Origin of the sequence: Sphaerochaeta sp. (assembly GCF_050256055.1) — a bacterium.
Lineage (GTDB): Bacteria > Spirochaetota > Spirochaetia > Sphaerochaetales > Sphaerochaetaceae > Sphaerochaeta.
This window is the reverse complement of record NZ_JBFWIJ010000002.1, coordinates 86,240-112,818: the sequence shown is the minus strand read 5'-3', so window position 1 is coordinate 112,818 and position 26,579 is coordinate 86,240. Positions and strand designations below refer to the sequence as shown.

At 49.1% G+C, this 26,579-nt stretch carries 21 protein-coding genes; 19 read left to right on the top strand and 2 right to left on the bottom strand.

What is annotated here, in order from left to right; genetic code table 11:
• The first annotated feature begins 132 nt into the window (after positions 1–132).
• The 18 genes from AB7C91_RS01305 (at position 133) to AB7C91_RS01220 (ending at position 23,034) form a co-directional block, all read left to right on the top strand.
• Positions 133–915, top strand: coding sequence for an HAD family hydrolase (locus AB7C91_RS01305; protein WP_332448232.1), 783 nt, complete (start codon positions 133–135; stop codon positions 913–915).
• 75 nt (positions 916–990) lie between these two features.
• Positions 991–2,364, top strand: a complete 1,374-nt coding sequence (locus tag AB7C91_RS01300; RefSeq protein WP_428588650.1) for a PAS domain-containing protein — start codon at positions 991–993, stop codon at positions 2,362–2,364.
• A complete protein-coding gene (locus AB7C91_RS01295) occupies positions 2,361–5,198 on the top strand; it encodes an HD domain-containing phosphohydrolase (protein ID WP_428588647.1) in 2,838 nt (945 codons plus the stop codon). Before AB7C91_RS01300 ends, AB7C91_RS01295 begins: the two co-directional genes overlap by 4 nt.
• Positions 5,199–5,666: 468 nt before the next feature.
• A complete protein-coding gene (locus AB7C91_RS01290; protein WP_332447233.1) occupies positions 5,667–6,353 on the top strand; it encodes a sugar ABC transporter permease in 687 nt (228 codons plus the stop codon).
• 3 nt (positions 6,354–6,356) lie between these two features.
• Positions 6,357–7,202 carry a carbohydrate ABC transporter permease gene (locus tag AB7C91_RS01285; protein WP_332447234.1) on the top strand — a complete coding sequence of 282 codons (846 nt, stop codon included), beginning with the start codon at positions 6,357–6,359 and terminating at the stop codon, positions 7,200–7,202.
• 34 nt (positions 7,203–7,236) lie between these two features.
• Positions 7,237–8,520: an ABC transporter substrate-binding protein gene (locus AB7C91_RS01280; protein ID WP_428588642.1), complete on the top strand. Its 1,284-nt coding sequence runs from the start codon at positions 7,237–7,239 to the stop codon at positions 8,518–8,520.
• A 126-nt stretch (positions 8,521–8,646) separates the two neighbouring features.
• Positions 8,647–10,494: a sensor histidine kinase gene (locus AB7C91_RS01275; RefSeq protein WP_428588639.1), complete on the top strand. Its 1,848-nt coding sequence runs from the start codon at positions 8,647–8,649 to the stop codon at positions 10,492–10,494.
• Complete coding sequence (locus tag AB7C91_RS01270) at positions 10,472–11,140, top strand: response regulator (RefSeq protein WP_428588636.1); 669 nt, start codon at positions 10,472–10,474, stop codon at positions 11,138–11,140. Before AB7C91_RS01275 ends, AB7C91_RS01270 begins: the two co-directional genes overlap by 23 nt.
• Positions 11,141–11,505: 365 nt before the next feature.
• On the top strand, positions 11,506–12,567 hold the full coding sequence (locus AB7C91_RS01265) for a GGDEF domain-containing protein (protein WP_332447642.1): 1,062 nt from the start codon (positions 11,506–11,508) through the stop codon (positions 12,565–12,567).
• Between the two features lie 184 nt (positions 12,568–12,751).
• Complete coding sequence (locus AB7C91_RS01260) at positions 12,752–14,095, top strand: ABC transporter substrate-binding protein (RefSeq protein WP_428588633.1); 1,344 nt, start codon at positions 12,752–12,754, stop codon at positions 14,093–14,095.
• Positions 14,096–14,173: 78 nt separating this feature from the next.
• On the top strand, positions 14,174–15,016 hold the full coding sequence (locus tag AB7C91_RS01255; protein ID WP_428588630.1) for a carbohydrate ABC transporter permease: 843 nt from the start codon (positions 14,174–14,176) through the stop codon (positions 15,014–15,016).
• A complete protein-coding gene (locus tag AB7C91_RS01250) occupies positions 15,013–15,855 on the top strand; it encodes a carbohydrate ABC transporter permease (protein ID WP_428588627.1) in 843 nt (280 codons plus the stop codon). Before AB7C91_RS01255 ends, AB7C91_RS01250 begins: the two co-directional genes overlap by 4 nt.
• A gap of 31 nt (positions 15,856–15,886) precedes the next feature.
• A complete protein-coding gene (malQ, locus tag AB7C91_RS01245) occupies positions 15,887–17,428 on the top strand; it encodes a 4-alpha-glucanotransferase (protein WP_428588624.1) in 1,542 nt (513 codons plus the stop codon).
• 105 nt (positions 17,429–17,533) lie between these two features.
• On the top strand, positions 17,534–18,367 hold the full coding sequence (locus AB7C91_RS01240; protein ID WP_332447638.1) for a DUF72 domain-containing protein: 834 nt from the start codon (positions 17,534–17,536) through the stop codon (positions 18,365–18,367).
• A gap of 39 nt (positions 18,368–18,406) precedes the next feature.
• On the top strand, positions 18,407–19,510 hold the full coding sequence (locus tag AB7C91_RS01235; protein ID WP_428588621.1) for a hypothetical protein: 1,104 nt from the start codon (positions 18,407–18,409) through the stop codon (positions 19,508–19,510).
• A complete protein-coding gene (locus tag AB7C91_RS01230) occupies positions 19,507–20,280 on the top strand; it encodes a DODA-type extradiol aromatic ring-opening family dioxygenase (protein ID WP_428588618.1) in 774 nt (257 codons plus the stop codon). The genes AB7C91_RS01235 and AB7C91_RS01230 overlap by 4 nt, the downstream gene beginning before the upstream one ends.
• On the top strand, positions 20,277–21,134 hold the full coding sequence (locus tag AB7C91_RS01225) for a PhzF family phenazine biosynthesis protein (RefSeq protein ID WP_428588615.1): 858 nt from the start codon (positions 20,277–20,279) through the stop codon (positions 21,132–21,134). Before AB7C91_RS01230 ends, AB7C91_RS01225 begins: the two co-directional genes overlap by 4 nt.
• Positions 21,135–21,249: 115 nt before the next feature.
• Positions 21,250–23,034 carry a bifunctional metallophosphatase/5'-nucleotidase gene (locus tag AB7C91_RS01220; RefSeq protein WP_428588612.1) on the top strand — a complete coding sequence of 595 codons (1,785 nt, stop codon included), beginning with the start codon at positions 21,250–21,252 and terminating at the stop codon, positions 23,032–23,034.
• A 73-nt stretch (positions 23,035–23,107) separates the two neighbouring features.
• Here the strand turns inward: AB7C91_RS01220 and AB7C91_RS01215 are convergent, their stop codons facing one another.
• On the bottom strand, positions 23,108–23,293 hold the full coding sequence (locus AB7C91_RS01215) for an Arc family DNA-binding protein (RefSeq protein ID WP_332447633.1): 186 nt from the start codon (positions 23,291–23,293) through the stop codon (positions 23,108–23,110).
• 25 nt (positions 23,294–23,318) lie between these two features.
• Entirely contained in the window at positions 23,319–24,326 is a 1,008-nt protein-coding gene (locus AB7C91_RS01210) for an SPFH domain-containing protein (RefSeq protein ID WP_332447632.1), read from the bottom strand.
• 344 nt (positions 24,327–24,670) lie between these two features.
• On the opposite strand from AB7C91_RS01210, the gene speA reads away from it, so the two are divergent.
• The gene (speA, locus tag AB7C91_RS01205; RefSeq protein ID WP_332447631.1) at positions 24,671–26,578 is read left to right on the top strand and encodes a biosynthetic arginine decarboxylase; all 1,908 of its coding nucleotides are present in this window, start codon (positions 24,671–24,673) and stop codon (positions 26,576–26,578) included.
• Position 26,579: the final 1 nt, after the last annotated feature.

The window sequence follows — 26,579 nt, the reverse complement described above, 5'->3', positions numbered from 1 at the left end:
AATCGAACCTATTTTATATACCATCAGGGCAAAAGCAGACGCTCGGGTCGAACGAACGCCTTCGAGCGCGATTGCCTGCTTGTCCCGATGCGGATACTTTGGCATACTGGCATCAAACAAGGTGAGGTGGGTGTGAATTCGTACAGAGGTATGTTTTTCTGTGATGTGGATGGGACGATTCTCCCCCATGGGCAGCATACGATCAGTGAATCCTTTTTTGCCGTCGTCCACGAAGCGAGGGCGGCTGGGTTCCTGATCTGCATTTCAAGCGGCAGGTTTCATCGTTCCTTGTTGCCGCTGTTTGCGCCGGTGGCCCAGGAGGTGGTGTTTTCCGCTTCCAACGGGTGTATGATCCTCTACCAAGGTCGACAGTTGATGCCAAATCATTCCATTCTCCCCCAAGATGCCCGAATGATCACCGAAACATTGGAAAACTGGGGGGCCATTCCCATGCTCTCCGGAATCCAAGCCATTCATCTTCCCCGCTCAGCATGGGAACAGCAAAAGGAAAAAGGATATCTGGCGAAGGGATACACACAGACCTTCGATGCCTTCTCAGATGTGCAGGATACCATCCTCCAGATCACCGCCGTATGCAAACAGGACAAACAGGAAATCCTGCGACGCAGCAGGGAATTATGGGAGAACCGATATCTGGTGGTCACTACCGGAAAGGAATTGTTTGACATCTGCCCCACCAGCAAAGGGGAATCATTGTTGTCCATCGCAGACTATTTTTCCGTTCCCCGGTCCAGCACGTATGCCTTCGGTGATGATGAGAACGATATCCCCATGCTTCGTTCTGCGGGAAAAGGCTACATCATGCATACGGCAAGGGATTCTGTTGCTGTCGGTCAATTCGAAACCTGCCATGATTTGGTGGATACCATACGTTTCCTCATTGACTCGGTATGAAATAAATTTCTAGAAGAACGACTGTATCTATGCTAAGGTTCAGGCAGGACGTTGGTATACAAAGGGGTTGGATTAGTGATTGCGCTTCTTTCCTCCTCAATTTCCATTTCCATGATCGTGCTTCTGTTCCTTGGCATCGGGATAGTCGCATGGTGGGCATGCCGTGCGGTATTGTGTTCAAAAAAACCTGTTGCGTTGCCCAATGGTGAATCGATTTTGGAATGTATGCCGGACGGGTGTCTCGTCTTGGATGCGCAAGGGTGCATCACCGAGGTGAATGCAGCGTATCTTCGCCTCACCGGTTTTCAACGATCCGATTTGGTCGGCACAAAACTTGCCAAGGTGAGTGCAAATACCGCATGTCTACCCGAATTGACGGGAACAGAAACCGGTACGCCAGCATTGCACATGACCCGGCACCGATGCAAGGATGGTTCGACCGTGGATTTGGAGGTATCGGTCAATACCGTCGTTCTTCCCAATCGGGTGTATCATTGTGTGTATCGTGATAGAGCGAAACGGATGGAAGCAACCCTTGATTCCCTGCAGGGAAATGAATTGCTTCGCTATGTCATCGAACACAGTCGCAGTGCCATTGCCATCCATGATGTCAATCTCCACTATTTGTATGTCAGCCAAGCCTATCTGCAGCAATACCATCTTCCTTCCATGCAACAGGTGATCGGCAAACATCATTATGAGGTGATCAGTGATCTTCCCCAGAAATGGAGACTTGTTCATCAGCGGGCGTTGCTGGGGGAGATGTTGCAGGGAGAGGACGACCCGTATACCCGTCCGGATGGAACGGTGGAATACACGCGATGGGAATGCAGGCCCTGGTACACCGAGGGAGGGGCTATCGGTGGTATCATCGTCTATACCGAGATGACCACCAAGCAGAAGCAAATCGAGAGGGAGCTCAGGCAGGCCAATGAGTATCTTGAAGCGTTGATCAGCCAATCACATTCACCGATTCTGGTATGGGATGTCGACGCTGTAATCACGCGTACCAATTCCGCCTTGGCCTGTTTGCTCAAGACTACGGTCGAGCAGCTGGTCGGAAGTTCGATGGCACAGGTATTTTCCTTTTTGCCCCCTTCGGTCAGCCGAGCACTTTTTTCTGAACTCAAGGAGAAAGGGCATCTTGAAACTGCAGAAATTTCCATTCCCCAAAGTGATGGAAGGCGGGTGACACTGCTCTGGGAGGCCTCACCCATCATTGATCCGGTCAGTAAAACCATGGTGGCAACCATAGCACGGGGGCAGGATATCAGTGAACGTATCCGCATTGAAGCACAGAATAAAACCCAGCTTGAGGAATTGAAACGTTGGTATGCGGTCATGAACGACCGTGAGCACAGAATTCTGGAACTGAAAACCGAGGTGAATCAACTGCTCATGGAGGAAGGGAAAGCGATTCGGTATCCTTCGGTGAAGGAGAACAGATGAAGACGTTGAAAATCCTGCTGCTGCCGCTGGTTTTGGTTTGCTCGGTGTATCTGTATGCAGCCTCGGTGAGCCAGGAAGCATTTTTGGCGTCCTTATCGTTGGAGGAACAAGAATTTCTTGCATCCCACCCAAGTTTTACGTTTCTTTCGGATCCTGCATGGGCACCGCTTGAATATCAGGATGCACAGGGCAAGGCCGTCGGCCTTTCCAAAGACTATCTGGATGCCGTTTCCGACCTTACCGGCATCCAATTCATCCAGGCCCCTGTTTCCAGCTGGCAGGAAGGGTATGAGCAACTGCTCGGAGGAAAGATTGATCTGACCACCTCGCTTACCCCTACCGCCGAACGTATTCCACTTCTTCTGTTCACCAAACCGTATCTTACGATTCCTTTGTCCATTATTGCCGGTCAACAGGTAGGGTATATCGGCAGCCTGATAGAGCTTGGCGACCGTCCGGTGGCCGTCATTCGCGGGTATGGGGCTCAGCAGTGGATCCATAGCCAATACCCTTCCATACCCTTGGTTTTGGTTGATACGGTGGAACAAGGCCTGCTCGCCGTAAAAACCGGTGATGCCTACTGTATGGTGGAAAATCTTTTGGTGGCGAATCATTACATCCAGAAGCTTCGCCTGTTCGACAATCTGAAGGTGGTGGGCACCACTACGTATATCAATGAATTGTCGATAGCCGTGCAAAAGGACTACCCGCTGCTTGTTTCCATCCTTGACAAGGCCTTGGCATTTATTGATGCAGGACAGCGTGAGCAACTGTACCGGAAGAATCTTCCCAACATGTATGCACACGTCATCTCCCAACGTACGCTGAATCTGATGTATGCCACAATTTTTGTCGTTTTGCTGGTGGTGATTTTCTGGATGTATACCTTGGTACGGGAAATCAAGAAACGCGAAGTTGCCGAAGGAGAGAAAAAAGGGAGTGAGGCACGCTTCAGGACCTTGTTCGAGAGTGCTCCCATGCCGCAGGTGCTGCTCGGGTTTGACGGCAAGGTGATGATGGTCAACCAACAATGGAGGACGTATTTCCGATACGAACCGGGAGATATTCCCAACCTCGAAAGCTGGTATGAGAAAGCCTATCCCGATCCTGAATACCGGACGCACATCAGACAAGAGTGGGAACGGGAAGTGGCTTCCGTCCTGCAAAAAAAACTCAACCGTATCGAGCCGCTGGAATGCATCATTACCACCAAGACGGGGGAAACCTATACCATGGAAATCTCAGGCACCCCACTCTCAAACTACATATTGGTGACGTTTTTTGACATCACCGAACATAAGCAAGCGATGCAACAGCTTGAGGTACTGAATCAACAAGCTGAACAATCGAGACAAATCATTCTTAGTGCTTTGGAGGACCAGAAGCTGTTGCAACAATCGATCATGCGAAGCAATGCCACGTTGGATGCCGCCATCAAGAGTATGACCGATGGGGTGTTCATCCTCGATATGCATGCGCATTTCATCCTGATAAACCAAGCATTTCTTGCCTATTATCGATTTGATGACGATGCTTTGTGTCCTAAGGATTTGCATGGGTTCTCCGCATTGTTTGAAACCTTTGAGGAAAACGGCAGGAAACGGGCGATGCATGATTGGGCGGGGTTTCGCGCCTTGGCCGGAGAGACAGGGACGGATCAATACATCGTACATAAACTTGGTACCGCTTTACGTTGGTTCGGCAGTTACAGCTATGCACCTATTCTCGACGAAGACGGCAATCAGCTGGGAGCTGTAGTGGTTTGCAGGGACATCACCCAGGTAAAGGAAGCTGAGAACAAATTGTTGTACCAACGTAACCATGATTATTTGACCGGTTTGTACAGCAGGGCGTATTTCGAGGCGGAATTGCTCAATCAGAATGACATTGTTCCCTTGACAATGGGTATGGTTGATGTAAATGGATTGAAGGTTGTCAACGATTCATTCGGGCATGAAATGGGGGATTCAATTCTGAAGAAAACCGCACAATTGCTTTCCCAACAAGCAGAAGAACATACCATCATCGCCCGGTATGGAGGTGATGAATTTGTATTCCTCATGCTCGGTCAAACCATGCAGGCAGCCCAAGTCTACATGCAGAGAGTCGACGCCGCTGCAAGCCAGGTTGCCATCCAGTCTTTCCATCTTTCACTCTCGTTCGGGTATGCCACCCGGTATTCGCTTGATGAGAACATGCAACAGGTCATGAAGCAAGCCGAAGACATGATGAATCGAAACAAGATTTATGAGAATGCCAGTGCTAAGAACAAGTCCATCGCGCTGGTCATCAATTCCTTGTTCGCCAAGAGCAACCGGGAGTCCCAGCATTCACGCAGGGTATCGGAGTTGAGCGGCTACCTTGCCTCTTGTATGAAGTTACCCCAGTGGGAGGTGAATCGTATCAAGGTAGCAGGTTTGATGCATGATATCGGGAAAATCGGGGTGGAAGAGGGTATCCTGAACAAACCCGGAGCCTTGGATGAAGAAGAATGGAAACACATGAGACGACATCCTGAGATAGGCTATCGCATCCTTTCGGCTTCCAGCGAATTCAGTGATTTGGGGCGTTGTGTCCTTGAGCATCATGAACGTTGGGATGGAAACGGGTATCCGAGAGGGCTCAAGGGTGAACAGATTTCCCTGCAGGCAAGGATCATCAACATCGCCGATTCCTATGATGCCATGACCAATGAACGCTCCTATAAAAAACCGATGAGCAAAGCCGAGGCGCTTGGGCAGATCAAACAAAACGCCGGTCTGCAATTCGATCCCGCCATGGCCGACCTGTTCGTTTCTGCTTATGAAGGTTTTTCCGGCGGCAATTCCCGATAGGAAACAGAGGTCGTCCAGTGATGGCCGAGCATATTCATACCTGATGGATCTAAGACAAGAATTGTGTGCATTCTTTGTTGAATCAAGTGTTTCAAGGGCACATTGGTGCTTTTTTTGTGAAGAAAAAAAGTGCACTGTGTCCGAGCACAAATGCTTGATTTTTAAAAAACCTGTGATAGTATGGTATACGGTCAAACGTTTACGCCACAAATTGGAGAAGTCTGCATGAATACTTTGCATCGGAAAAAAGTATGGAGGGACAACCTAAGCTCGTACGCCTTTCTCGTACCATGGCTTTTGGGTTTTCTGGTCTTGACCCTCTATCCCATGATGTACTCACTCTACCTTTCGTTTACGCAATTCAATATACGTACGCCACCTGTGTGGATAGGCCTTCACAATTATCTGGTAATGTTCACCGGCACTGATGCACTGCCACGTGACGATCGGTTCATCAATTCTATGATCGTGACTTTTAAATTTGTGTTCATTTCCGTACCATTGAAGCTTGTTTTCGCATTGGTGGTTGCCATGCTGATGAACAAGAAGCTCAAGCTCATCCCGCTGTATCGTGCATTGTATTATATTCCCACCCTGCTCGGAGGGTCGGTTGCCATCGCTGTATTGTGGAGACGGCTTTTCGCCGGTGACGGATTGATCAACATGATCCTCAGTGGTGTATTCGGTTTGCAGAATCTTCCTGCATGGATATCCAATCCAACGTATTCCTTGTACACCCTGATCCTGCTTGCCGTATGGCAGTTTGGTTCTCCCATGATCATCTTCCTTGCAGGTTTGCAACAGATTCCCAAGGAATACTATGAAGCTTCCAGTGTTGATGGGGCAGGGAAGATCCGACAGTTCTTTTCCATCACGCTTCCCGCCCTGTCACCGATCATTTTCTTCAACTTCGTCATGCAGATGATCAGCGCATTCCAATCCTTCACCCAGGCATTTATCGTCAGCGGAGGAAGCGGTGGTCCGTTGGATTCCACCATGTTCTACAGCTTGTACCTGTACATCAAGGGATTCGGATTCTCCGAGATGGGATATGCAGCAGCCATGGCTTGGATTCTCTTGATCCTCATTGCTGGTTTGACTGCCTTGTCATTCAAATTCTCAGGAAACCTTGTTTCCTATGGAAGCGGGGAGTAAGCCATGTTGAAAAAGAAAGAAGTAGCCGGGCATCTGCTGCTCAATGCATTCATCATCGCTTTGGGTCTTGGCATGCTCTATCCCATCCTTTGGTTGGTCGGAGCATCCTTCAAGCCCAGCAATATGATTTTCTCTGATCCCGGCATATGGCCAAAGGTTTTCACCAACCAGAATTATATCGAAGGTTGGAAAGGCATCGGCATCGTCGGCTTCGATACGTTCTTCAAAAACTCCTTCATCATCTGCCTGCTCAGTGCCTTCGCCAATGCCGTTTTCTGTTCGCTTACCGCCTATGCATTTGCACGACTGCATTTTGTCGGCAAGAAATTCTGGTTTGCCGTCATGATGATGACCCTGATGCTTCCCTCGCATGTGACCACCATTCCCCGATACATCATGTTCCGTAGTTTCGGTTGGATCAACACCTTCCTGCCGATCATAGTCCCTAAATTCTTCGCCACTGATGCGTTCTTCATCTTTCTTCTGGTTCAGTTCATCAGAGGCCTTCCCCGGGATATCGATGAATCGGCCTTGATCGACGGCTGCAGCAAATTCGGCATCTATCGAAGGATCCTGATGCCTCTTACGCTTCCCGCCTTGATCACGACGCTTTTGTTCTCGTTTCTCTGGACGTGGGATGACTTCTTCAACCAGTTGCTCTATCTCACCAGTCCGGATCGTTATACCGTCCCTATGGGACTGAGATTGTTCTTGGACTCCTCGGGCATGTCTTCGTGGGGACCGATGTTCGCTATGTCAGTGCTTTCACTGTTCCCGGCGTTCATCCTGTTTTTCTCCCTGCAGAAGTACTTCGTACGAGGTATCGCCACAACTGGAATCAAGGGATAGAACGTATCCCTGAGTGCTAAGGAGGATTATTCCTATGAAGAAAAGTTTTCTGATGTTGCTTTTGGTAGCAATGAGTGCATCCCTGGTCTTTGGTACCGGTACCAAGGAACAGGCTGCTGCATCCGGTGATGGAAGTACCACCATCCGGTGGGCGTATTGGGGCAGTGGACAACGGGTTACGATCAGTCAGAAGGCGATTGATCTGTACCAGAGTCGTCATCCCAATATCAAGATCAATCCGGAAGTAAGCGGCGGTGCCGGTGACCATTTCGTCAAGGTTGACACGCAGCTTGCCGGTGGAAATGGCCCGGACATCATCCAAATGGGTGGAAACATTCCTGACTACAAGGATGTATTGTTGGCCTTTGAACCGTATGAAGGAACCTTGATCAATACATCGGTCATCGATCCCAGCGCTCTTGCAAGCGGAACGATCGGCGGCAAGTTGATCGGTATCTCCACCGGTGTCAACATGCCCGCATTGGTTTACAACAAGTCGATGGTTGAGCGCATCGGTGCGCCGCTTCCGAAGACTTCCATGACCTATGCAGAGTTCAAGGATTATTTGACGGTGCTCAAGAGCAAGCTTCCCGGCGGTGTGTATCCGATGCAGGATATCGGAGTGCTTCCGACCAACTCCACTCCGTTTGGGTATTGGACCCGGTTCAACGGTACTCCGCTGTACAAGGCTGCCGACGCATCCACTGCAGTCAAGGCTTCCGATGCACAGAAATACCTTGAGTTGTTTGCCGATTACCGCAAGAATGGTTTGGTGCCCCCGCCGGATGTAGCCGCAGGCTTTGCCGAGAACAACGCCGACTCTTCTGCAGTTATTGCAGGAAAGGCTGTGATCGGGTTCTTGTATACCAACCAGCTTGCAGGGTATCAGAACGCAACCACCGATGAACTTGCCATGATCGAACTTCCCGGCGCTGCCGCCACCAAGGCATTGTGGCAGGCCCCCAGCCAGTTCTACACGATCAACAAGGATTCAAAGAACATCGAGGAGACCGTGAAGTTCATCGACTTCCTGGTCAACGACCCCGAAGCTGCCTTGATCCTCGGCAGTGACCGCGGTGCTTCCGCATCCTCGCTGGCACGAAGTGCTGGTTCTGCATCTGCAGCCGACCAGAAAGTGTTGGATTACATGCAGGTTGCCGGTCCTCACTCCTCCTTGGAGACTGATCACGTACCGAACGATACAGAGTTCAACAGTACGTTGTATCTGATCTACCAGCGTGTCGCTTTCGGTCAGATCACTGCAAGCCAGGGTGGACAGCAGATCTATGATCTTCTGACTCGTCTGATCAAGAAATAACGCTTGTAGGTTTGTCACATTTTCGCATCAGGGGGCTTCGGCCCCCTTGCTTTTTCTACATCCAAAAGTATTTTTCTTGTACATTTTACGCCCCTCTTTTATGATGAACGGGGGAGTGGGTATGACATGAGTTTGATGCGGCAAAAAATCTCCTATGCACTGGGTTTGTTTCTCTTGCTGATCGTCCTGCTCGGCACTGTTTCGTTTCTCCCCATACCTTTTTCCCCTCATTCGGCAAACATTTCACAGGGCAAGCTTGTGCTTCGGCCATCAGATGCATTTTCCATCATTGCCTTGGACGGGGAGTGGATGCTCACCATTCCCGGAGAAGAGGCCAGGATGCAGAAGGTTCCTTCTGTTGCTTGGGGAGAAGGGTTCGGAACCTATCTGCTTGACCTTGATTGGCAGGGTGAACGCACCGCATTTGAGTTGTACACCATCAATGCAGGTACCAGTTTTCGGCTTTCGGTGAACGACAAGGTGATAGGAAGCAGCGGAGAGTACGGAAAGGATGAAGCGAGCAGCCGACCAAGTGCAAAACCGACTGTTTTTTCATTTGATCTGCTTCCCGGAACCAATCAGATCATGATCGAGGTCAGCAATTTCGTGCATCCACGAGCAGGTTTGTGGGAACATATCCTGTTGGGCACTAAGCCGCTTCTCTGCGAGTATTATCAAAGAAGCATTTCCCTCGATTTCCTGATGTTCGGACAAGTATTGCTGTTTGCCATCCTGCAAGGATTCCTTTCCTATTTCTCCCGAAAAAGGAATGCCTATCTTTGGTTTGCCCTTGGTGCCATTTTTGCCGCATTCGGTGCTTTGATGCGCAATGCATTCGCCATATACATTTTGTTTCCCTCCATTGATTATCTATTGTTGAAACGTCTGCAAATCATCACCTATTACCTTGCATCGGGATTTTTCATCCAAGCATTCATCGAACACGTACCGTCGAAGGTATTCCTGCGGCTTTCAACTGCGTTTTTGATCTTCAGCATTGTACTTTCTGCAATCAGTTTCCTCTTTCCCTTTGAGCTCATCTATCAAATAGCCCTGGGGTTTTTTCCGGTCATGCTGCTGTTTCTTCTCTCGAGGATTTGGCAGCAAAGCAGGCGATTCTTTTCCATTGAAGTGGAAAATCGCATCGAATTCCTTATTCCGTTTTTTGCGGACATACTGCTTTGTTACGGTATGCTGCATGACTTTATATGCATCCTGCAGGCTAGGTATGAATACCAAATGATTCCTTTGATGATCTACGTCTACGTTGGCCTGTATTCGATCGTGCTTGCCAAGCAGTATGTCTTGGCAAACAAACAAACAGAGGAAGCGAAAAATCTGATCATTCGTGCTTCCGAACGGGAAAAGCGACGGATCGCCGATGATCTGCATGATGGGGTAGGCCAATTGCTGCATGCCTTGGAATATCTCTCCCAAGGGGCGTTGGGTTCTTCGGATGTGAACGTGAGCACCCTTCAAACGATCAGGGACACCAGCGCCGAAGCGGTCGGGCAGTTGCAGAATATCATCGACGATCTGAATCCGGTGCGGTACGGAACCATGGGGCTTGCCTCGCTGCTCAGAACCATGACAGAGCGTACGCAAAGCATCTACGGTTGTAGAGTTGATTGCCTCATCGAAGGGGAATCCATCAAAATGGATGACTTGGTAGCACAACAACTCTATTACCTGTACAGCGAAGCGATCAAGAATGCAATCACCCATGCAAAACCGGAGCGTATTGTGGTATTCCTCATCATCAAAGCGGATTCCATCATAGGTTCGATTGAAAATGACGGCGTTCTGGATGCTCCCTTGTCGCCCTCATATACAGGGCATGGAATAGCAATCATGCGATATCGCATTGAACAACTGGGAGGAACCTTTTCCCTTTCCCGGGATCAAGAAGATCGGGTGACGGTACGGTTTCAGATACAACGGAGGAAGATTGATGATTCGAGTCGTTTTGGTTGATGACCATGCCATCATCCGTGAGGGAATGAAAGCCTTGCTTGCCCATGATCCCGAAATCGTGGTTATGGGGGAAGCCGGTACCGTCGATGAAGCAGAATGTCTGCTTCCCTTGATGGAGGAATCGGATGTCTTGGTCTTGGATATGTTGCTGGAACAACAGACTGATGGGCTGGACATCATCCAAAAAGCATGCAGGAAGGAACAACATCCTTCCATCCTGGTTGTTTCCATGTTCACCAATGCCGATCTGGTCAAACGGTGCTTGGTCATGGGTGCAAAAGGATATGTGACCAAAGCGGATGCCACGCGGTATTTTGTACAGGCCATTCATGCGGTCGCCAGGAAAAAAACGTTTGTCAGTCCTTCCCTCCTGGCCTCCGCTTTGCTTGTTGATCCTTCAGACGAGGAGGATCCGACTTGGGAAACCCTAACCAAGCGTGAGCGTGACATACTTGAATTACTGGGAAAAGGGTATCCAAGCCGAAGAATCAGCGCACAGCTGGCTATCAGTGTAAGTACCGTTGGAACGCATATGGAAAACATAAAAAGTAAATTACATCTATCTGACAAGAATGCTTTGATAACCTATGCCACCAGACGGGAAAGCGAGAAGGAAGAAAAGAAGAAACTGTTTTCTCCTGCATGAATATACCGAGTGGATTTTGCACAGAAACTGGTAGAATCAACGATTTGCTTTCCACCAAACGCCTTGCATACGCACAGCAAAACCTTCGGAAAGGGACGGGGAAATCCCGTTTCTGCTGTGTAGGAAACTGCGTACTTGCACACAATCAGTATGCTTGCAGTCAGTCAATGGCTTGAACACTGCCTCCAAGTACCAGGAGGGGAGCGCGGCAGATCTGATCGTTCTGATCCTTTTCGTATCGCAGGTGGTAAGTAGCAACCTTGGATATCATCTGCGATGCGAGCGTACGGAAAAAATGGGGAAATGTTTCTAAAATACTCTTTATTCCCATGACTTTGCAGGCAAATTCGGATATACCTCTACCTATGCCAAAGGAAGGAATACCAAAGAGGAAGTTTGTCCGGAACGTTCGGGCCACGAGGATTATCTGTGCAGTACTGAGTGTCGAACAAACCGTGTATGGGATGTTCTTCAGCATCCAGGGATCGCGATTACAGCACATATATTATCTGAGTGCCCTGTTGATCTTTCTCCTTTTCCTTTCCACCTTTCTCTTCTCTTTGGATGACACAAAAAAGCATCGGTGGATTCATGCTTTGTATGAAATGCTTCCTTTGGCTCTGGGCATGAGCCTTGCTTTGGTCCGGATGATGAACCTCCAAGGAGTGGTGGTGAATATCCCGACCATTTATCTCGCTGTGCTGTATGGGGGAGCTGTCATTTTCATGCTTTCCTATTGGCAGAGCGGTATATTGTACAGTCTTCTTGCCGTCTGTTCGATCATTGGGGTCGAGCATGGTCTGCAATTGGCCCCGAATGTACCGTTCCGAGCTGATTTCATAGTAAACTGTGGGATTGCCTGGGCCGTATCCGCAACGAACTATCGGAGTTTTCTCCATACCCAGGAAAAGAGCCTGCTCATCAATTTGCAGAATGCCCAACTCTTGGAACTCAGTGAACGTGATTGGCTGACTGGTTTGTATAATCGACGGAAACTAGACGAATTCCTTACTGGTTTGGCCCAAAGCCCAGGACAATTTACGTCCATTCTCCTCTTCGACTTGGACTGGTTCAAGCAAGTCAATGATACCTATGGTCACCAAGTTGGTGACCAGGTACTGCAGAAACTGGCCAAAGTTGTACAATCGGTCATGCTTGCTGATGAAGTGGTCGGCCGATGGGGAGGGGAGGAGTTCATTCTTCTCTGTAGACGTGATGGTGCCCAACTGGCCGAGGAACTGCGGCTGCTCATCAGTTCCACTTCTTATGTCCAGGAAATTCACCTCACGGCAAGTTTCGGAGTAATCCGATGCTCGGAACGGGATAGTGTCCAAGCTTTGATCGCTGCAGTTGACAAGCGCCTGTATCGGGCAAAGCAGCTGGGAAGAAACCAGATGGTCTGTTCAGACGCTTATACCGTGATGTGATCCGTCGGATGAAGAGCAAAACCTAAGTATATAAATTCATAGCAGAAAGTACTCATAATAATTCCAAAAGTTATATTAATTTTTAGTTGACCGGTTTATAAAACCGGTTTAGTATTAGGATGTACCGAAAGAAAATTATGTATGTCATCATAGTTTCACGGTAACATCAAAGGAGACTGCATCCATGAAAAAACAAATGTTTATACCATTGTTGATCGTCTTGATGGCGATGAGCTCTGGAGTATTCGCAACCGGTACACAAGAAACCGCCGCTGCGAAGGAAGTGTACTTTTTGAATTTCAAACCGGAAATCGCCGATGTGTATGCATCGAAGATTGCTCCTGCTTTCGAAAAGGAAACGGGAATCAAACTGAAGGTGGTGACCGCTGCAAGTGGAACCTACGCCCAGACGCTGAAAAGTGAGATTGCAAAAAGCAATCCTCCTGTAATTTTCCAGACCAATGGTCCGATCGGTTTGAAGGACAGCTTGAACTATACTGCAGACCTGAAGAATACCGGGTTCTACAAGATGCTCAGTGATAAATCAATGGCTTTGACCAATGGTGATCAAGTATTGGCAATTCCGTACGCAGTGGAAGGCTATGGTATCATCTACAATGATGCAATCATGCGTGCATATTTTGCACTTCCCAATAAGGCCGTATCGATCAAGAGTGCAGATGAGATCACCAATTTCGCTACGCTCAAGGCGGTGGTTGAGGATATGACCAAGCACAAGGCCGAACTTGGCATCCAAGGTGTCTTTGCTTCTACCAGTCTGGCGGCAGGAAACCAGTGGAGATGGCAGACGCACTTGGTGAATGTTCCCTTGTATTATGAAATGAAAGACAAGGGAATTGCCATGGGAAGCAAGGTACCTGAGATTTCCTTCACTTACAGCGATAAGATGAAGAACATTTGGGACTTATACCTGAACAACAGCACCACTGCACCCGGCCTGCTTGGTTCGAAGAGTGTTGACGATTCCATGGCTGAATTCGCGCTTGGCCAGGCTGCCATGGTACAGAACGGCAACTGGGGCGCAAGCCAGATTCTGGGTGTGAAGGGCAACAAGGTTTCCGATTCGGATATCAAGTTCCTTCCCATCTATACGGGAATCAAGGGCGAGGAGAATGCAGGTCTTTGCGTAGGAACGGAAAACTACCTGTGCATCAACAAGAATGTGAGTGCAGACCAGCAGGCCCTGGCCGATCAATTCCTGACTTGGCTCTTTGGCAGCGAGACCGGAAAGCAGTTTGTCAAGAATGACTTGATGTTCATCACTCCGTTCAATACGTTCAAGGACAATGAATTGCCGACCGACCCGCTTGCCAAGGAAGTCATTCGTTGGATGAACAAACCTGGAGTAAATTCAGTGCCTTGGGCCTTCTCCATGATTCCTTCCGAGGAATGGAAGAACCAATTTGGTGCCGCACTTGCTGATTACAGCGTTGGCAGAAAGACTTGGGACCAAGTCAAGAAGGTAGCGGTTGATGCTTGGAAGACTGAGTTTGCTCTTACCAACTAAGAGAGAATCGTAACATACCTGACCGCCTTTTCTTCATTCGAAGGCAAGGCGGTCGACGTATATCCCATAGGAGTCCCTATGCAAAAAAGTATCCAGAAATATTTCGCACTCTTTGCTTTACCAGGACTTTTATGTTTTGCCATAGCATTCCTGATTCCCATGGTGATGGGTATAGTGCTTTCCTTCTTCAAATTCACCACGGTAACCGATGGTGTATTCGTAGGATGGGATAATTATCGGAAGATTTTCATCAATGCTGATTTTATATCGGCCCTTTGGTTCACCATCAAGTTCACCATCGTCTCGGTGGTAACCATCAATCTCGGTGCCTTCATCCTGGCCATGCTGTTGACCCAGGGATTGAGGGGAACCAATATCTATCGAACCATCTTTTTCATGCCGAATCTGATCGGAGGAATCGTACTCGGATGGATTTGGCAGGTGATCATCAATGGCTTCCTGCTGAAAAGCGGAGTGACCATAGTCAGTGATCCCAAATATGGATTCTGGGGCTTGGTGGTTCTGATGAACTGGCAGAACATCGGGTACATGATGGTTATTTACATCGCAGGAATCCAGAATATTTCCCATGATCTGATAGAAGCTGCCCAAATCGACGGGGCGGGAAAATGGATTATGCTCAAGAGCGTCATCCTTCCTTCGGTCATGCCTTCGATCACCATCTGTACCTTCCTTACCCTGACCAACGGGTTCAAATTATTCGACCAAAACCTTGCGCTTACCGCAGGTGACCCCGGAAAGCAAACGGAGATGCTTGCCTTGAACATTTTCAATACTTTCTACGGCAGAAGCGGTTTTGAGGGAGTAGGGCAGGCAAAGGCGGTTTTGTTCACTATTTTGGTAGCGTTCATCGCACTCACCCAACTGAGGCTGACCAGAAGCAAGGAGGTGGAAGCGTGAGCATCAAAGGCGAAACGAAACAAAGAAACCTTATCCTCGGTATCCTGCTTGTACTGCTTGCTGTCTTCTTCCTTTCCCCGATGCTGGTGGTTTTCATGAACTCCTTCAAATCGAAGCTGTTCATTTCCAGTGAACCCTTCGCATTGCCAAAACCGGACACCTATGCAGGCACTGAGAACTACATCAATGGATCGGAGAAAATCAAATTCTTTAGTGCATTCGGGTATTCACTCTTCATCACCGTATTTTCGGTGATCAGTATTCTCTTGGCTACCAGCATGTTGGCTTGGTACCTGACTCGGGTAAAGACAAAATTCACGAGTTTCGCCTATTACCTCCTGGTTTTTTCCATGATTGTTCCTTTCCAAATGGTCATGTTCACCATGAGCAAGACAGCCAATTTGGTACATTTGGACAATCCTGTAGGAATCATCGTGTTGTATGTGGGCTTCGGTGCCGGTTTGGGTACCTTCATGTTCAGTGGATTCATCAAGAGCATCCCCTTGAGTTTGGAAGAAGCTGCGATGATCGATGGAGCCGGTCCGGTCAAGACCTTCTTTTTGATTGTGCTGCCCATGCTCAAACCAACCGCCATCACGGTAGCCATCCTCAATACCATGTGGGTTTGGAACGATTATCTGTTGCCGTATCTGACCATTGGAACTGAATATAAAACCATTCCGGTTGCCATTCAATATCTTCGTGGGGGATATGGAGCTGTGGATATGGGGGCCATGATGGCCATGTTGGTGCTCGCGATGATCCCGATCATCATTTTCTATCTCTTTGCCCAGAAATATATCATCCGTGGCGTGGTGGCTGGTGCAGTCAAAGGCTGAGCAATGAGCAAGAGAAAGGACAGGGGTGAGTATGAATAGCAAGCATGTACGAACGGCAGGTATTCTCCTGCATATTACCAGCCTGCCGTCCGAATACGGCATCGGGGACCTGGGAATGCATGCGTATCGGGCCGCTGACTGGATACACAAGGCAGGTATGCAGCTTTGGCAGATACTGCCCCTTGGTCCGACAGGATTCGGTAATTCCCCGTATGCACCTCGATCGACATTCGCTGGGAATGAGATGATGATCAGTTTGGATATGCTGGCTGAACAAGGATTGCTCTCTTCTCAGGTTTTGGAAGCGCATCCGAATTTTCCCGCTGATCATGTCGATTTCGACCAAGTTCAGCGGTGGAAACTGCCTTTGCTCAAGCAAGCAGCCAAGGCATTTCTTCATTCCGCTGCACAGGGAAAACAAGCATACTTGGACTTCTGCAGACAACAGCAGTTCTGGTTGGATGACTACGCTTCTTTCATGGTGTTGTATGAGCAATTTCAGGATGCTCGATGGTTCAGCCATTGGCCGACTCCACTCGGCAAACGAACGCCTGCTGCAATGCAGGTTTTTGAGGAGGAACATGCATCGGATATTGCGATTTGGAAAGTCCTGCAATTCTTCTTTGAACAGCAATGGATCGCCTTCAAGCAATACGTCAACAGTCTGAATATCAGCCTGGTCGGGGATGTTCCCATTTTTGTTGCAGCTGACAGTGCAGATACCTGGAGTAAACTCTATCTTTTCAAAACCGACAAAGAGGGACATTTCCGTTCGGTGAGCGGGGTACCTCCCGACATCTTCAGCGCAACCGGCCAATTATGGGGGAATCCTGTCTATGACTGGAATGCGATGAAGGAACGGGGGTATGCGTGGTGGATCAAACGACTCGAGCGCTTGTTTCATCTCACCGATATTCTTCGCATCGACCATTTCAGAGGGTTCGACGCATATTATGAAATCCCTGCACAAGAAACGACTGCGCAACATGGTACCTGGGTCCCGGTCGACGGGATGGATTTCTTCCGGGTGATCAAAAACCATTTTGGGGAAGTCCCCATCATTGCTGAGGATCTGGGTTTGATGACCGATTCGGTACAACAGCTTCGGGATTCCAATCATTTTCCAGGCATGAAGATTTTCCAGTTTGGGTTTGGTGTGGATGTGAACCACGAGCCTAATTATTACGATGATTTTCTTCCCCACAACTGGGATGAAAATTTTGTCGCTTATACCGGTACGCATGACAACAATACTACCTGGGGCTGGTTTTCCTCCCTGGATGAACCAACCAAACAGATGGTCCTGGACTATCTTGGATGCTCGAATGATGCAGTGGTATGGACAATGATCAGAATCCTATTCCTTTCCCATGCCCGATGTGCGGTCATTCCGATGCAGGATGTTCTTCAGAAAGATGAGAAAGCAAGAATGAACTATCCTTCCACCTGTAATGCGGTCAACTGGAGTTGGCGCGTGGGTGCCGAGGAATTTGATGCTGAGTTGGCAACGCGGCTTGCTGCGTTGGCAGAGATTTCTGCAAGAACCGGTAGGTTGGCAGACGAAACAGCCTAGGATGATTCACCCCACAAGGGCTGATTATCATATACCTTCCTTTTCAAGGCCGGAAACAATGTGTTCCGGCCTTGTTGCAAAGAAACAAGCTTGGTACAGTAGGGTATGGACACGTTGCATCTCGGAACCTGTTCCTGGAAATACGAAAGTTGGGAAGGCTTAGTCTATGAAAAGGGTAGTGATCTAGACTACCTCAGCCAATATGCCCATCGGTACGACACCGTCGAAGTCGACCAGTGGTTCTGGTCATTGGGGAAACAGAGTTACGCACTTCCCGACCCATCGGTGGTGCATGCCTACGACCTTGCCACTCCTGGTACTTTCCGCTTCACCATCAAATGCCCCAATAGTCTGACAATTGTTCGGGACAACCCTTGGTTTCTCGATGCACAGGTCTTCTACCGATTTCTGGAAAGACTGACTCCCTTGATGGAAAAGATCGGATTGTTTATGTTTCAGTTTGCCTACCTGAACCAGAGCGTCATGCAAAGCAGGGATGTATTTGAAGAGCGACTTGCAGCATTTTTTTCGTTGCTGCCGGATAACCTCCCGTATGGAATTGAAATCCGTAATCCCGCATGGCTTGATGAGCGGTGGTTTTCCTTTCTTGACGCACATATGCTGCATCCAATCCTGCTTTCCGGGTATTGGATGGAGCCTTTGATGCCTGCGTTGGATCTTGTTGCACACCATGCTTCGCCTGTGCTGTGTGTCAGGTTGCATGGAGATGATCGGAAAGGAATCGAAATGCAGACTGCCTCCACCTGGGATGCATTGGCCAAACCGATGGATAAGGAATTGGTGGCTATCGCCCCAAAACTGGTGGCATTGGCGCAACAGGGGAAGATCATCTATGTGAATGTGAATAATCATTATGAAGGGAGTGCCCCGCTTACCATCGGGAAACTGATCGCCTATCTAGAGGCATGTACGAAGTAATTCCTTTGTGATAGGGTACGGCTATGGCAGGAGGACGGTATGGAAGACCTAGCGCAACTGCTTACTTATTTTGCACAAGAACGGCCGGTAGGCACGGAACATAATACAGAGCTCCTATCCTGGTTCGAGCAAAGAGCATCGGCCTCTGGCTACAAAATTGAACATATCCCGCTGGATTGCGCCGGCTGGAATCATGACAGTTGCTCGTTATGCATCGCCGATGAACTGTACACGATACTGCCTTCCCCTTATTCGCTTCCCTTTAATGGTACGTTGTCTATGGTCTTTGTTTCCCAAGCCGAACAATTGTCCAAAGGGATGGCAAAAAACAGATTGTTGGTTGTTTCAGATTCTCTTGCAGCAAAACCGATCGGCGATGCCGATCTCTTGCATGCCTTGGAACAGACGCAGGCTTCTGCCTTGCTTTGTCTTACCAGCGGCCATTCGCACAGTGGACGATCGCCATTTCCCTTGATTGCCCATGCAACCTTTGCCACTCCCAGTGCATATGCCCCCCGGTCTATTCTTGGCTCGCTTTTACAGGCGAAGGAGGATGGGCTGGCAGTCCGTTTTTGCATCCGTTCCAACCGGAAACAGAATGCTTCTTTTTCGTTGCTCTTCAAACCAAAGGATATTCAGCCGAAACATATTGTGGTCACCACCCGTCTTGACACCAAATATGGGACGAAAGGTGCGCTGGACAGAGGAGCCTCCTTGGTCGTGCTTGCAGCATTATTGGAACGTCTTGGGCCCACTACGTCCGTGTATTGGTACCTGAGAAACGGAGAAGCCTATGACTCTAGAGAAATACTGGCTCTGCTTCCTGATTCGCTTTCTACTCAGGCCTTGGTGGTCGACCTTGGCTGTATAGGACTGAAAGATTCGAAAACAACGTTCGAACTTCGCGGAAAATGGAAAGCAAATACCGCTCTCAAATCCTATCTGCTGGCACAAGGATATGTCGAGGTTCCTGTAACTGACTCTGATTCGACTCCTATCCTACACATAGTCAGTGAGGATGCTGAGCGTCTGTATCGACTCATCGATACCCAGCTCGATACCGTCGATCAAATTTCCTTGCCGGTTTTGGAGCAATTGGCTGAACATCTGGCCCATCTCGTTACACAAGGAGAGAACATATGAGTGCCACGATCATCTATCTGTCTCATGGTGGAGGGCCGTTGCCGTTGCTCGGTGACCGATTGCATGCGGACATGGTACGATTTCTTACCGAATTGGGCCCGAAGCTCAAGAAACCGAAGGCAATCGTGGTAATCAGTGCACATTGGGAACAAGCCCGGCCTACGTGCACCGCAAATCCTCAGCCACCATTGATCTATGATTATTATGGGTTCCCCCCTGAATCCTATACAATACGCTATCCATCCCCCGGGGATAGGGAATTGGCATTCCGGGTTGCCTCCTTGTTGGATGAAGGATGTGTGGATGAGCAGCGGGGTTTTGACCATGGCATGTACGTTCCCTTGAAGCTTCTGTTTCCCGAGCCAAGCATCCCCACCATCCAACTCTCGTTGCTTTCTTCGCTCTCAAGTGAAGCGCATTACCACATGGGTGAGCAACTCAAGCCGTTGCTCGATGAAGATCTTTTGATCATCGGTTCCGGCTTCTCCTTCCACAACATGCAGCAATTTTGGAAACCTGATGACCAGAAGAATCTCGCATTCCAGGATTACCTCTTTGCGACCTGCTGCAATACGGATGATGAAGCAGCACGAAAAGCTGGGTTGGTATATTGGGAGCAAGCACCGTTCGCCCGGTATTGCCATCCAAGGGAAGACCATCTGCTTCCGCTGTTGGTCTGCCAAGGAATGGCAGGTACTCAAGCAACCTGTATCTTCGATGGTCCCATCCTTGGCCGACGATCATTGGCATTCCAATGGGAGCGCTCATGAGGCATCTGTATCATGTCGATGCCTTCACCACCACCTTATTCACCGGAAATCCAGCAGGAGTCGTCTATCCTGCCGACGGGTTGTCTGAGCAGATGATGCAACAGATTGCGAACGAGCTGCGTGTCAGTGAAACTGCGTTCATCTTCACCATGCCTGAAGAACGGGTCGTACCCATCCGCTTTTTTACGCCGAATCAGGAAGTGCCTCTGTGTTCCCATGCTACGATCGCGTCCTTTTTCGTGCTCTGTACACAGCATCATGTTCCCTGGGGATGGTATACCTTGGATTGCAAAGCGGGGCGGCTTGCCATTGTATGCGATCCGAAGGGAATTGCACTTACCCAAGCTGCAGTGGAATGGAAAAGTGTTCTCAAAGGAGAGCAACTGCTGCTGCTCCGACAAGCCCTTCAGTATGCGGGTGCTTTCAAGGAAACGGAGTTTCCCGTCCAGGTAGTATCCACCGGAAATCCGAAGGTATTGGTCCAGATAGAGACCAAAAAGGCGCTCGATTCGTTGGCTCCTGATCGGCAAAAGCTCATCGCATTGGGCAATTTGATCGGAACGCCCGGTTTCTATTGCTATACCTTGGAAGGAACCGAAGACGGAGTTACGGCAAATGCGAGAATGTTCAGCCCCGGCTCAGGGGTTGATGAGGATCCTGTTACCGGCAATGCTGCCGGAGCATTGGCTCTGTATCTGAAACGTCATACCTCGTTGTTGCAAGAGAATCGGATGCGAATCTGCCAAGGGGAAGCGATCGGGCGCAAGGGGTATGTGGATGTCCAGGTGGACGGAATGTATGCCACGATTCATGGCAATGCATGTACCCTTTTCTCCACAACTTTGCCTGTATAGGATATTTGTTTCACTCTGTTCTTCTTGTCCAAGTCCTGTCCTTTCGCTCCACACAAACCGGTGGTACACTGTTGCTATCACAAACCGGTTTGTACCGGAAAAAGGAGTACGTAGGATGCATACGAAAGGATTGAAGACAACGATTCTGTTCCTGCTGTTTTTCTGTCTTTCCTTGGGCATGATCTTCGCCCAACCCATGGCGGAAATCCAAAGCCCGCAGAAGTTGGTGCTTCTGGCGACCACAGACATCCACGGGAACGTCTGGGGTTTCAGTTATGAAAATGACAAAGATACCACCAACACAGGAATGGCGCGGATCGCTAGGTATGTGGAACAAGTCCGCAAGGAAGAACCGAATGTAATTTTGGTTGATAACGGGGATATCATCCAAGGCAACATCATGACCGACGACCTGTACAACAAGCGTGAGGGCGAGCATCCGGTCATGCGGGCGATGAATCTGCTCGGCTATGATGCCATGAGTCTTGGCAACCATGAGTTCAATTTCGGGGAAGGCCTGGTCAAGCGCATCGAGACTTTGGCGAATTTCCCGGTGCTTGCAGCCAATCTGGCCCGAGTCGATGGGACCATGGCTGCTCAGCCGTACACGATCATCAAACGTGCAGGGATCAAGATCGGCATCATTGGTTTGACCAATCCGAACGCTCCTCGCTGGGATGGTGAAAAGGTCGATCCCTTCACCTTTGCCGCAGTGGGACCGGCAGCCAGAAAGGTTGTAGACATCATCAAGGACAAAGTGGATGTCATCATCGTCGTTGCCCATGTGGGGTTGTATCCTGAATATGATGAGGAAGGCGGCAGCGATGGCGCGAACTCCATCCTTGCCCTATGTCCGGAAGTTGATGCCTTGATCGTGGGGCATGACCATAATACGGTCAAGCAGATCGAAGGCAACACCGCAATCGGCGGTGCACGCAACCTGGGTCGTGAAGTGATCCGCATAGATCTTTCCTTGAATGAGAAGAAGGAAGTAATCGACCGAAGTGTTGATGTTGTGGATATGGCGAATTACGAACCGAGTGATCTGATTCGTAAGAATGCGTTTATTGCAGAGGCGCATAAAGCGACCAGGGACTTTATCAGCGGAGGCGCACCTTCGGCTGACGGTACGTCCGGTGGGGGGATCTTTGGGCAAGCTGCAGTGGATTTCCAGCCGAAGAATGAGATCAAGGGAATTCCGGAAGGCAAACTCAGGGATACTGCGGTCATGGATTTGATCAATGATGTGCAACTGGAGAACAGCGGAGCCGATGTATCTGCGGCAGCGTTGTTCGCCGATACCAGCGACATCCCCAAAGGGGACATCAACTACGGCACGATCTTCGGAATCTACAAGTATGACAACACCCTGTATCGGGTGACGGTAACCGGCAAGGAGCTGAAAGCCTACATGGAATGGTCGGCTGCCTGCTACAACCAATGGGTTAGCGGTGACCTCTCGATCAGCTTCAACCCGGAAAAACCCGGATACCTGTATGACATGTTTGCAGGGGTGGATTACGAAATTGATCTTTCCCAACCGGCCGGAAGCCGCATCAAGAACGTCATGTTCAAGGGCAAACCGCTTTCCGACACGCAACAGCTTACTTTGGCGGTCAACAACTACCGCTATTCTTCTGCGTTGAAAGCACAGAAGTTGGTTGCCGGCACCAAGGAGTGGGAGAGTCCGAATTCCATCCGTGATATGTTGGTGGCTTATATCAAGGCGCATGGCACCATATATCCCAAGGTGGACAACAACTGGAAGATTGTTGGTGTCAATCTTTCGTCTCCGTATCGTGATCAGGTCATCAAGATGGTCAATGATGGGAAACTTGAAGTACCCTATGCAAAGTCTTTGAATATCAATGAATTGAAGAAACAGGGCATAATCAAGTAAGAACGTGTACACGATGAGGGGGCGGCTGTTCAGCCGCCCCCGTTGTTGTAACTTGCACAAATCTGCTAAGCAATCAAGAAAGCTTTTCTTCCTCTTCAAAATGCTTGTTTCTTCTTTTTTTCACTGATTCAGTCAGCAAATATTCAATCTGTCCATTGATCGAGCGAAAATCATCTTCCGCCCAAGAAGCCAATTCTTCCCAGAGGGATGACGAAAGACGCAGCAATAGTTGTTTTTTCCCTTTTTCCTTTGCATCCATACGTCATCTTCCTTTCTGTTTGCCCTTAATAAATCGAACCGCTGTTGACAATAGGCTGTGCATCGCGGTTGCCGCAGAGAACCACCAGAAGGTTGCTGACCATTGCAGCCTTGCGCTCCTCATCAAGATTCACCACATTCTTATCATTCAGTTGTTCCAGGGCCATCTCGACCATACCGACGGCACCTTCGACAATCTTCTGCCGCGCAGCGATGATAGCCGAAGCCTGCTGTCGTTGCAACATGGCTGCAGCGATCTCAGGAGCATAGGAGAGGTGGGTGATTCTTGCCTCAATGATTTCAAGACCCGCAACCTCAACCTTTTCCTGTAATTCCCGCATGAGATCCTGCGCTACCTCCTTGCTGCTTCCCCGCAAGGATTTCTCATCCTCATCCGAATCATAGGGAAAGAGTCGTACTACGTTGCGAAGAGCAGAATCACATTGGATGGAGAGGTATTCGACATAGTTGTCCACATTGAACACAGCCTTGGCCGTATCGACCACCTTCCAGATGACCACAACCCCGATGATGATCGGATTTCCCAGGGCATCATTGATTTTCTGCTTGTCGTTGTTCAGCGTCATCGCCTTCAAGGAAATCTTTTTCTTGGGTAGTTGGAGGGTATAGGAAGTACTGCCGAATTTCACATTCTCCTGTTTTGTTTCCGGTTTTGCAGTACTAGTACCTCCTTCATTGGAACTTGCCGGGTTCACTGCGCTGACAAACGGATTTACGAAATAAAAGCCATCTTTCTTGAGCGTGCCGTAATACTTTCCGAACAAGGTCAACACCAATGCCTCGTTCGGTTTGATGACCTTCAAGCCTGCATAGAGAATAGGGCCTACGACGAAACCATAGAGTGCGGACAGGACGATGACCAGGATCCGAACCGGTGTTGACCATGATACCAAGAAACCGATGACAAACAGGAAACAACAGAGCAGGATCGCCAACGAGTTGAGGATCAGAAAAGCCATGCCGTTTGCCGGGCGAACAAGCACCTTCTCTTGGGAGTAGACAGGACCGTTCATAGGAGTGCCTCCATAAAGTGGATAACATAAGGATATCAAAATGATATCATCTAGATATTGCACCCATCCTGTGGATTTGTCAAGTACGGTATTCAATTTCCGCTCTTTTGGGTTTTGCTGGTGTTTCCACTCGTGTGATACTGTGCAAGGTGTGTAGCAAGTACAGAAATGTCACAAAAAAAGTATTAAAAATAATTATATTAAAATACAAATATTATTGAATAACAGGACATCTGACAAACATACGACTTGTTTGGTACACCTACCCAGCAAACCAGTAGGCTCTGTGTGCAGAAGCCGGCTTTTCTGGTATACTGCTCGTAATGAACCAAAAGGAACAGCACATGAAACCATGGACAATCGAAGATGCACAGGATTTGTATCGCATCAACGAATGGGGAAACGGTTATTTCCATATAGCGGAAACCGGTGAAGTGGAAGTGCGATTGAAAGATAAGTCGCCGCAGTCGTCGATCAGTCTCCTCGCCATAGCGAAGGGGTTGCAGGAACGAGGGATGAAACTCCCGGTGCTGCTTCGGTTTTCCAATATTCTGGATGACCGCATCCAACATATCAATGAGAGTTTTTTGACTGCGATCAAGGATGCCGGATACCAAGGTACCTATCGGGGTGTATATCCGATCAAGGTAAACCAACAACAACAGGTTGTTGAGGAGATCTGCAAGTATGGGCAGCAGTATCATCATGGTCTGGAAACAGGCAGTAAGGCTGAGTTGATCATCGCCCTTGCTCATATCGACGACCCTGAGGCCTACGTTGTCTGCAATGGCTACAAAGATGAGGAATACATAGATCTTGCGCTGCGTGGCCTCCAACTTGGTATCCAGACGATCTTGGTTGTGGAAATGCCCGGTGAGGTTGGGATCATCATCCAACGGGCCCATGCCTTGGGCATTCGGCCGAACATTGGACTGAGGATGAAACCTTCCACCGTCGCCAGCGGGCATTGGACGGATAGCGGAGGGGATCGGAGCGTCTTCGGTCTGAATACCACCCAGGTCATCAAGGTGGTGGATCGGTTGCGCCGTGAAGGTATGCTCGATTGTCTGAAGCTTCTCCACTATCATCTGGGCAGCCAAATACCGAACATCCATGACATCCGTGTCGGGGCCACGGAAGCCACACGCTTCTATGCCGGGTTGATCCATGAAGGAGCCCCGATGGGGTTGTTGGATATCGGAGGAGGGCTTGCCATCGACTATGATGGCTCGCATTCCGATTCGGCAAACAGCCGAAACTATTCGACCAAGGAATACTGTGACGACGTGGTCGAAGAAATCATGACCATATGCAAAGAAGAGCAGATCCCCCATCCTACGATCCTCAGTGAATCGGGGCGCGCGTTGGTTTCCTATTATTCGGTTCTTCTGATGAACATCCTCGACACCAATATTTTCTACGATGGCAACAAGGAGGAGGAAGAGATGGACCCTGCTGTCCTTCCTGCCTTGGACAACCTATTGTATGTGCGGACGATGCTCAATGAGAAGAATGCCCAGGAGTGTCTGAATGACCTGAACTACTACCGGGAGGAGATCCGCAACAAATTCCTTTACGGCAAGGTGAATATGCGTGAACGTGCAGCGGCCGAGCATGTCTATTGGTCGATCGTAGCCGAGATCAAACAGAAATACGGGGATCTCCATCCACAGGAAATAAAGAAGCTAGAATATCAGCTTTCGGATATCTATTACGGTAATTTCAGCCTATTCCAGTCGCTGCCGGATGTTTGGGCAATTGATCAGCTCTTTCCCATCATGCCGATCCATATGCTGGAAAAACAACCTGACAGAAAGGCGGTCATCAGTGACATCACCTGTGACAGTGAAGGGAAGATCGATCGGTTCATCAGTACCCGGGAGGTGACCAATACGCTCTCGCTGCATACTCCGCCTGAGGATGAGGATTATATTCTGGGGGTGTTTCTGGTTGGAGCATACCAGGAAACTCTTGGGGATCTGCATAACCTGCTCGGCGACACCAATGTGGTTTCCATAACCTATGATGCAGGGACATTCAGCCTGCACAATGAGTTGGAAGGCGATACCGTAGCCGATGTGCTGAGTTATGTGGAGTATGAACCGAAGCGCTTGGAAACCATGATCCGAACCAAAGCGGAAAAAGCAGTACAGGATGGTAAGATTTCCGTCCAGGAGCGCAGGAAAATCATTTCAGCCTATACAGCCGGTCTGAGGGGCTATACGTATTACGAGACCGACCAAGAGGAGTAAG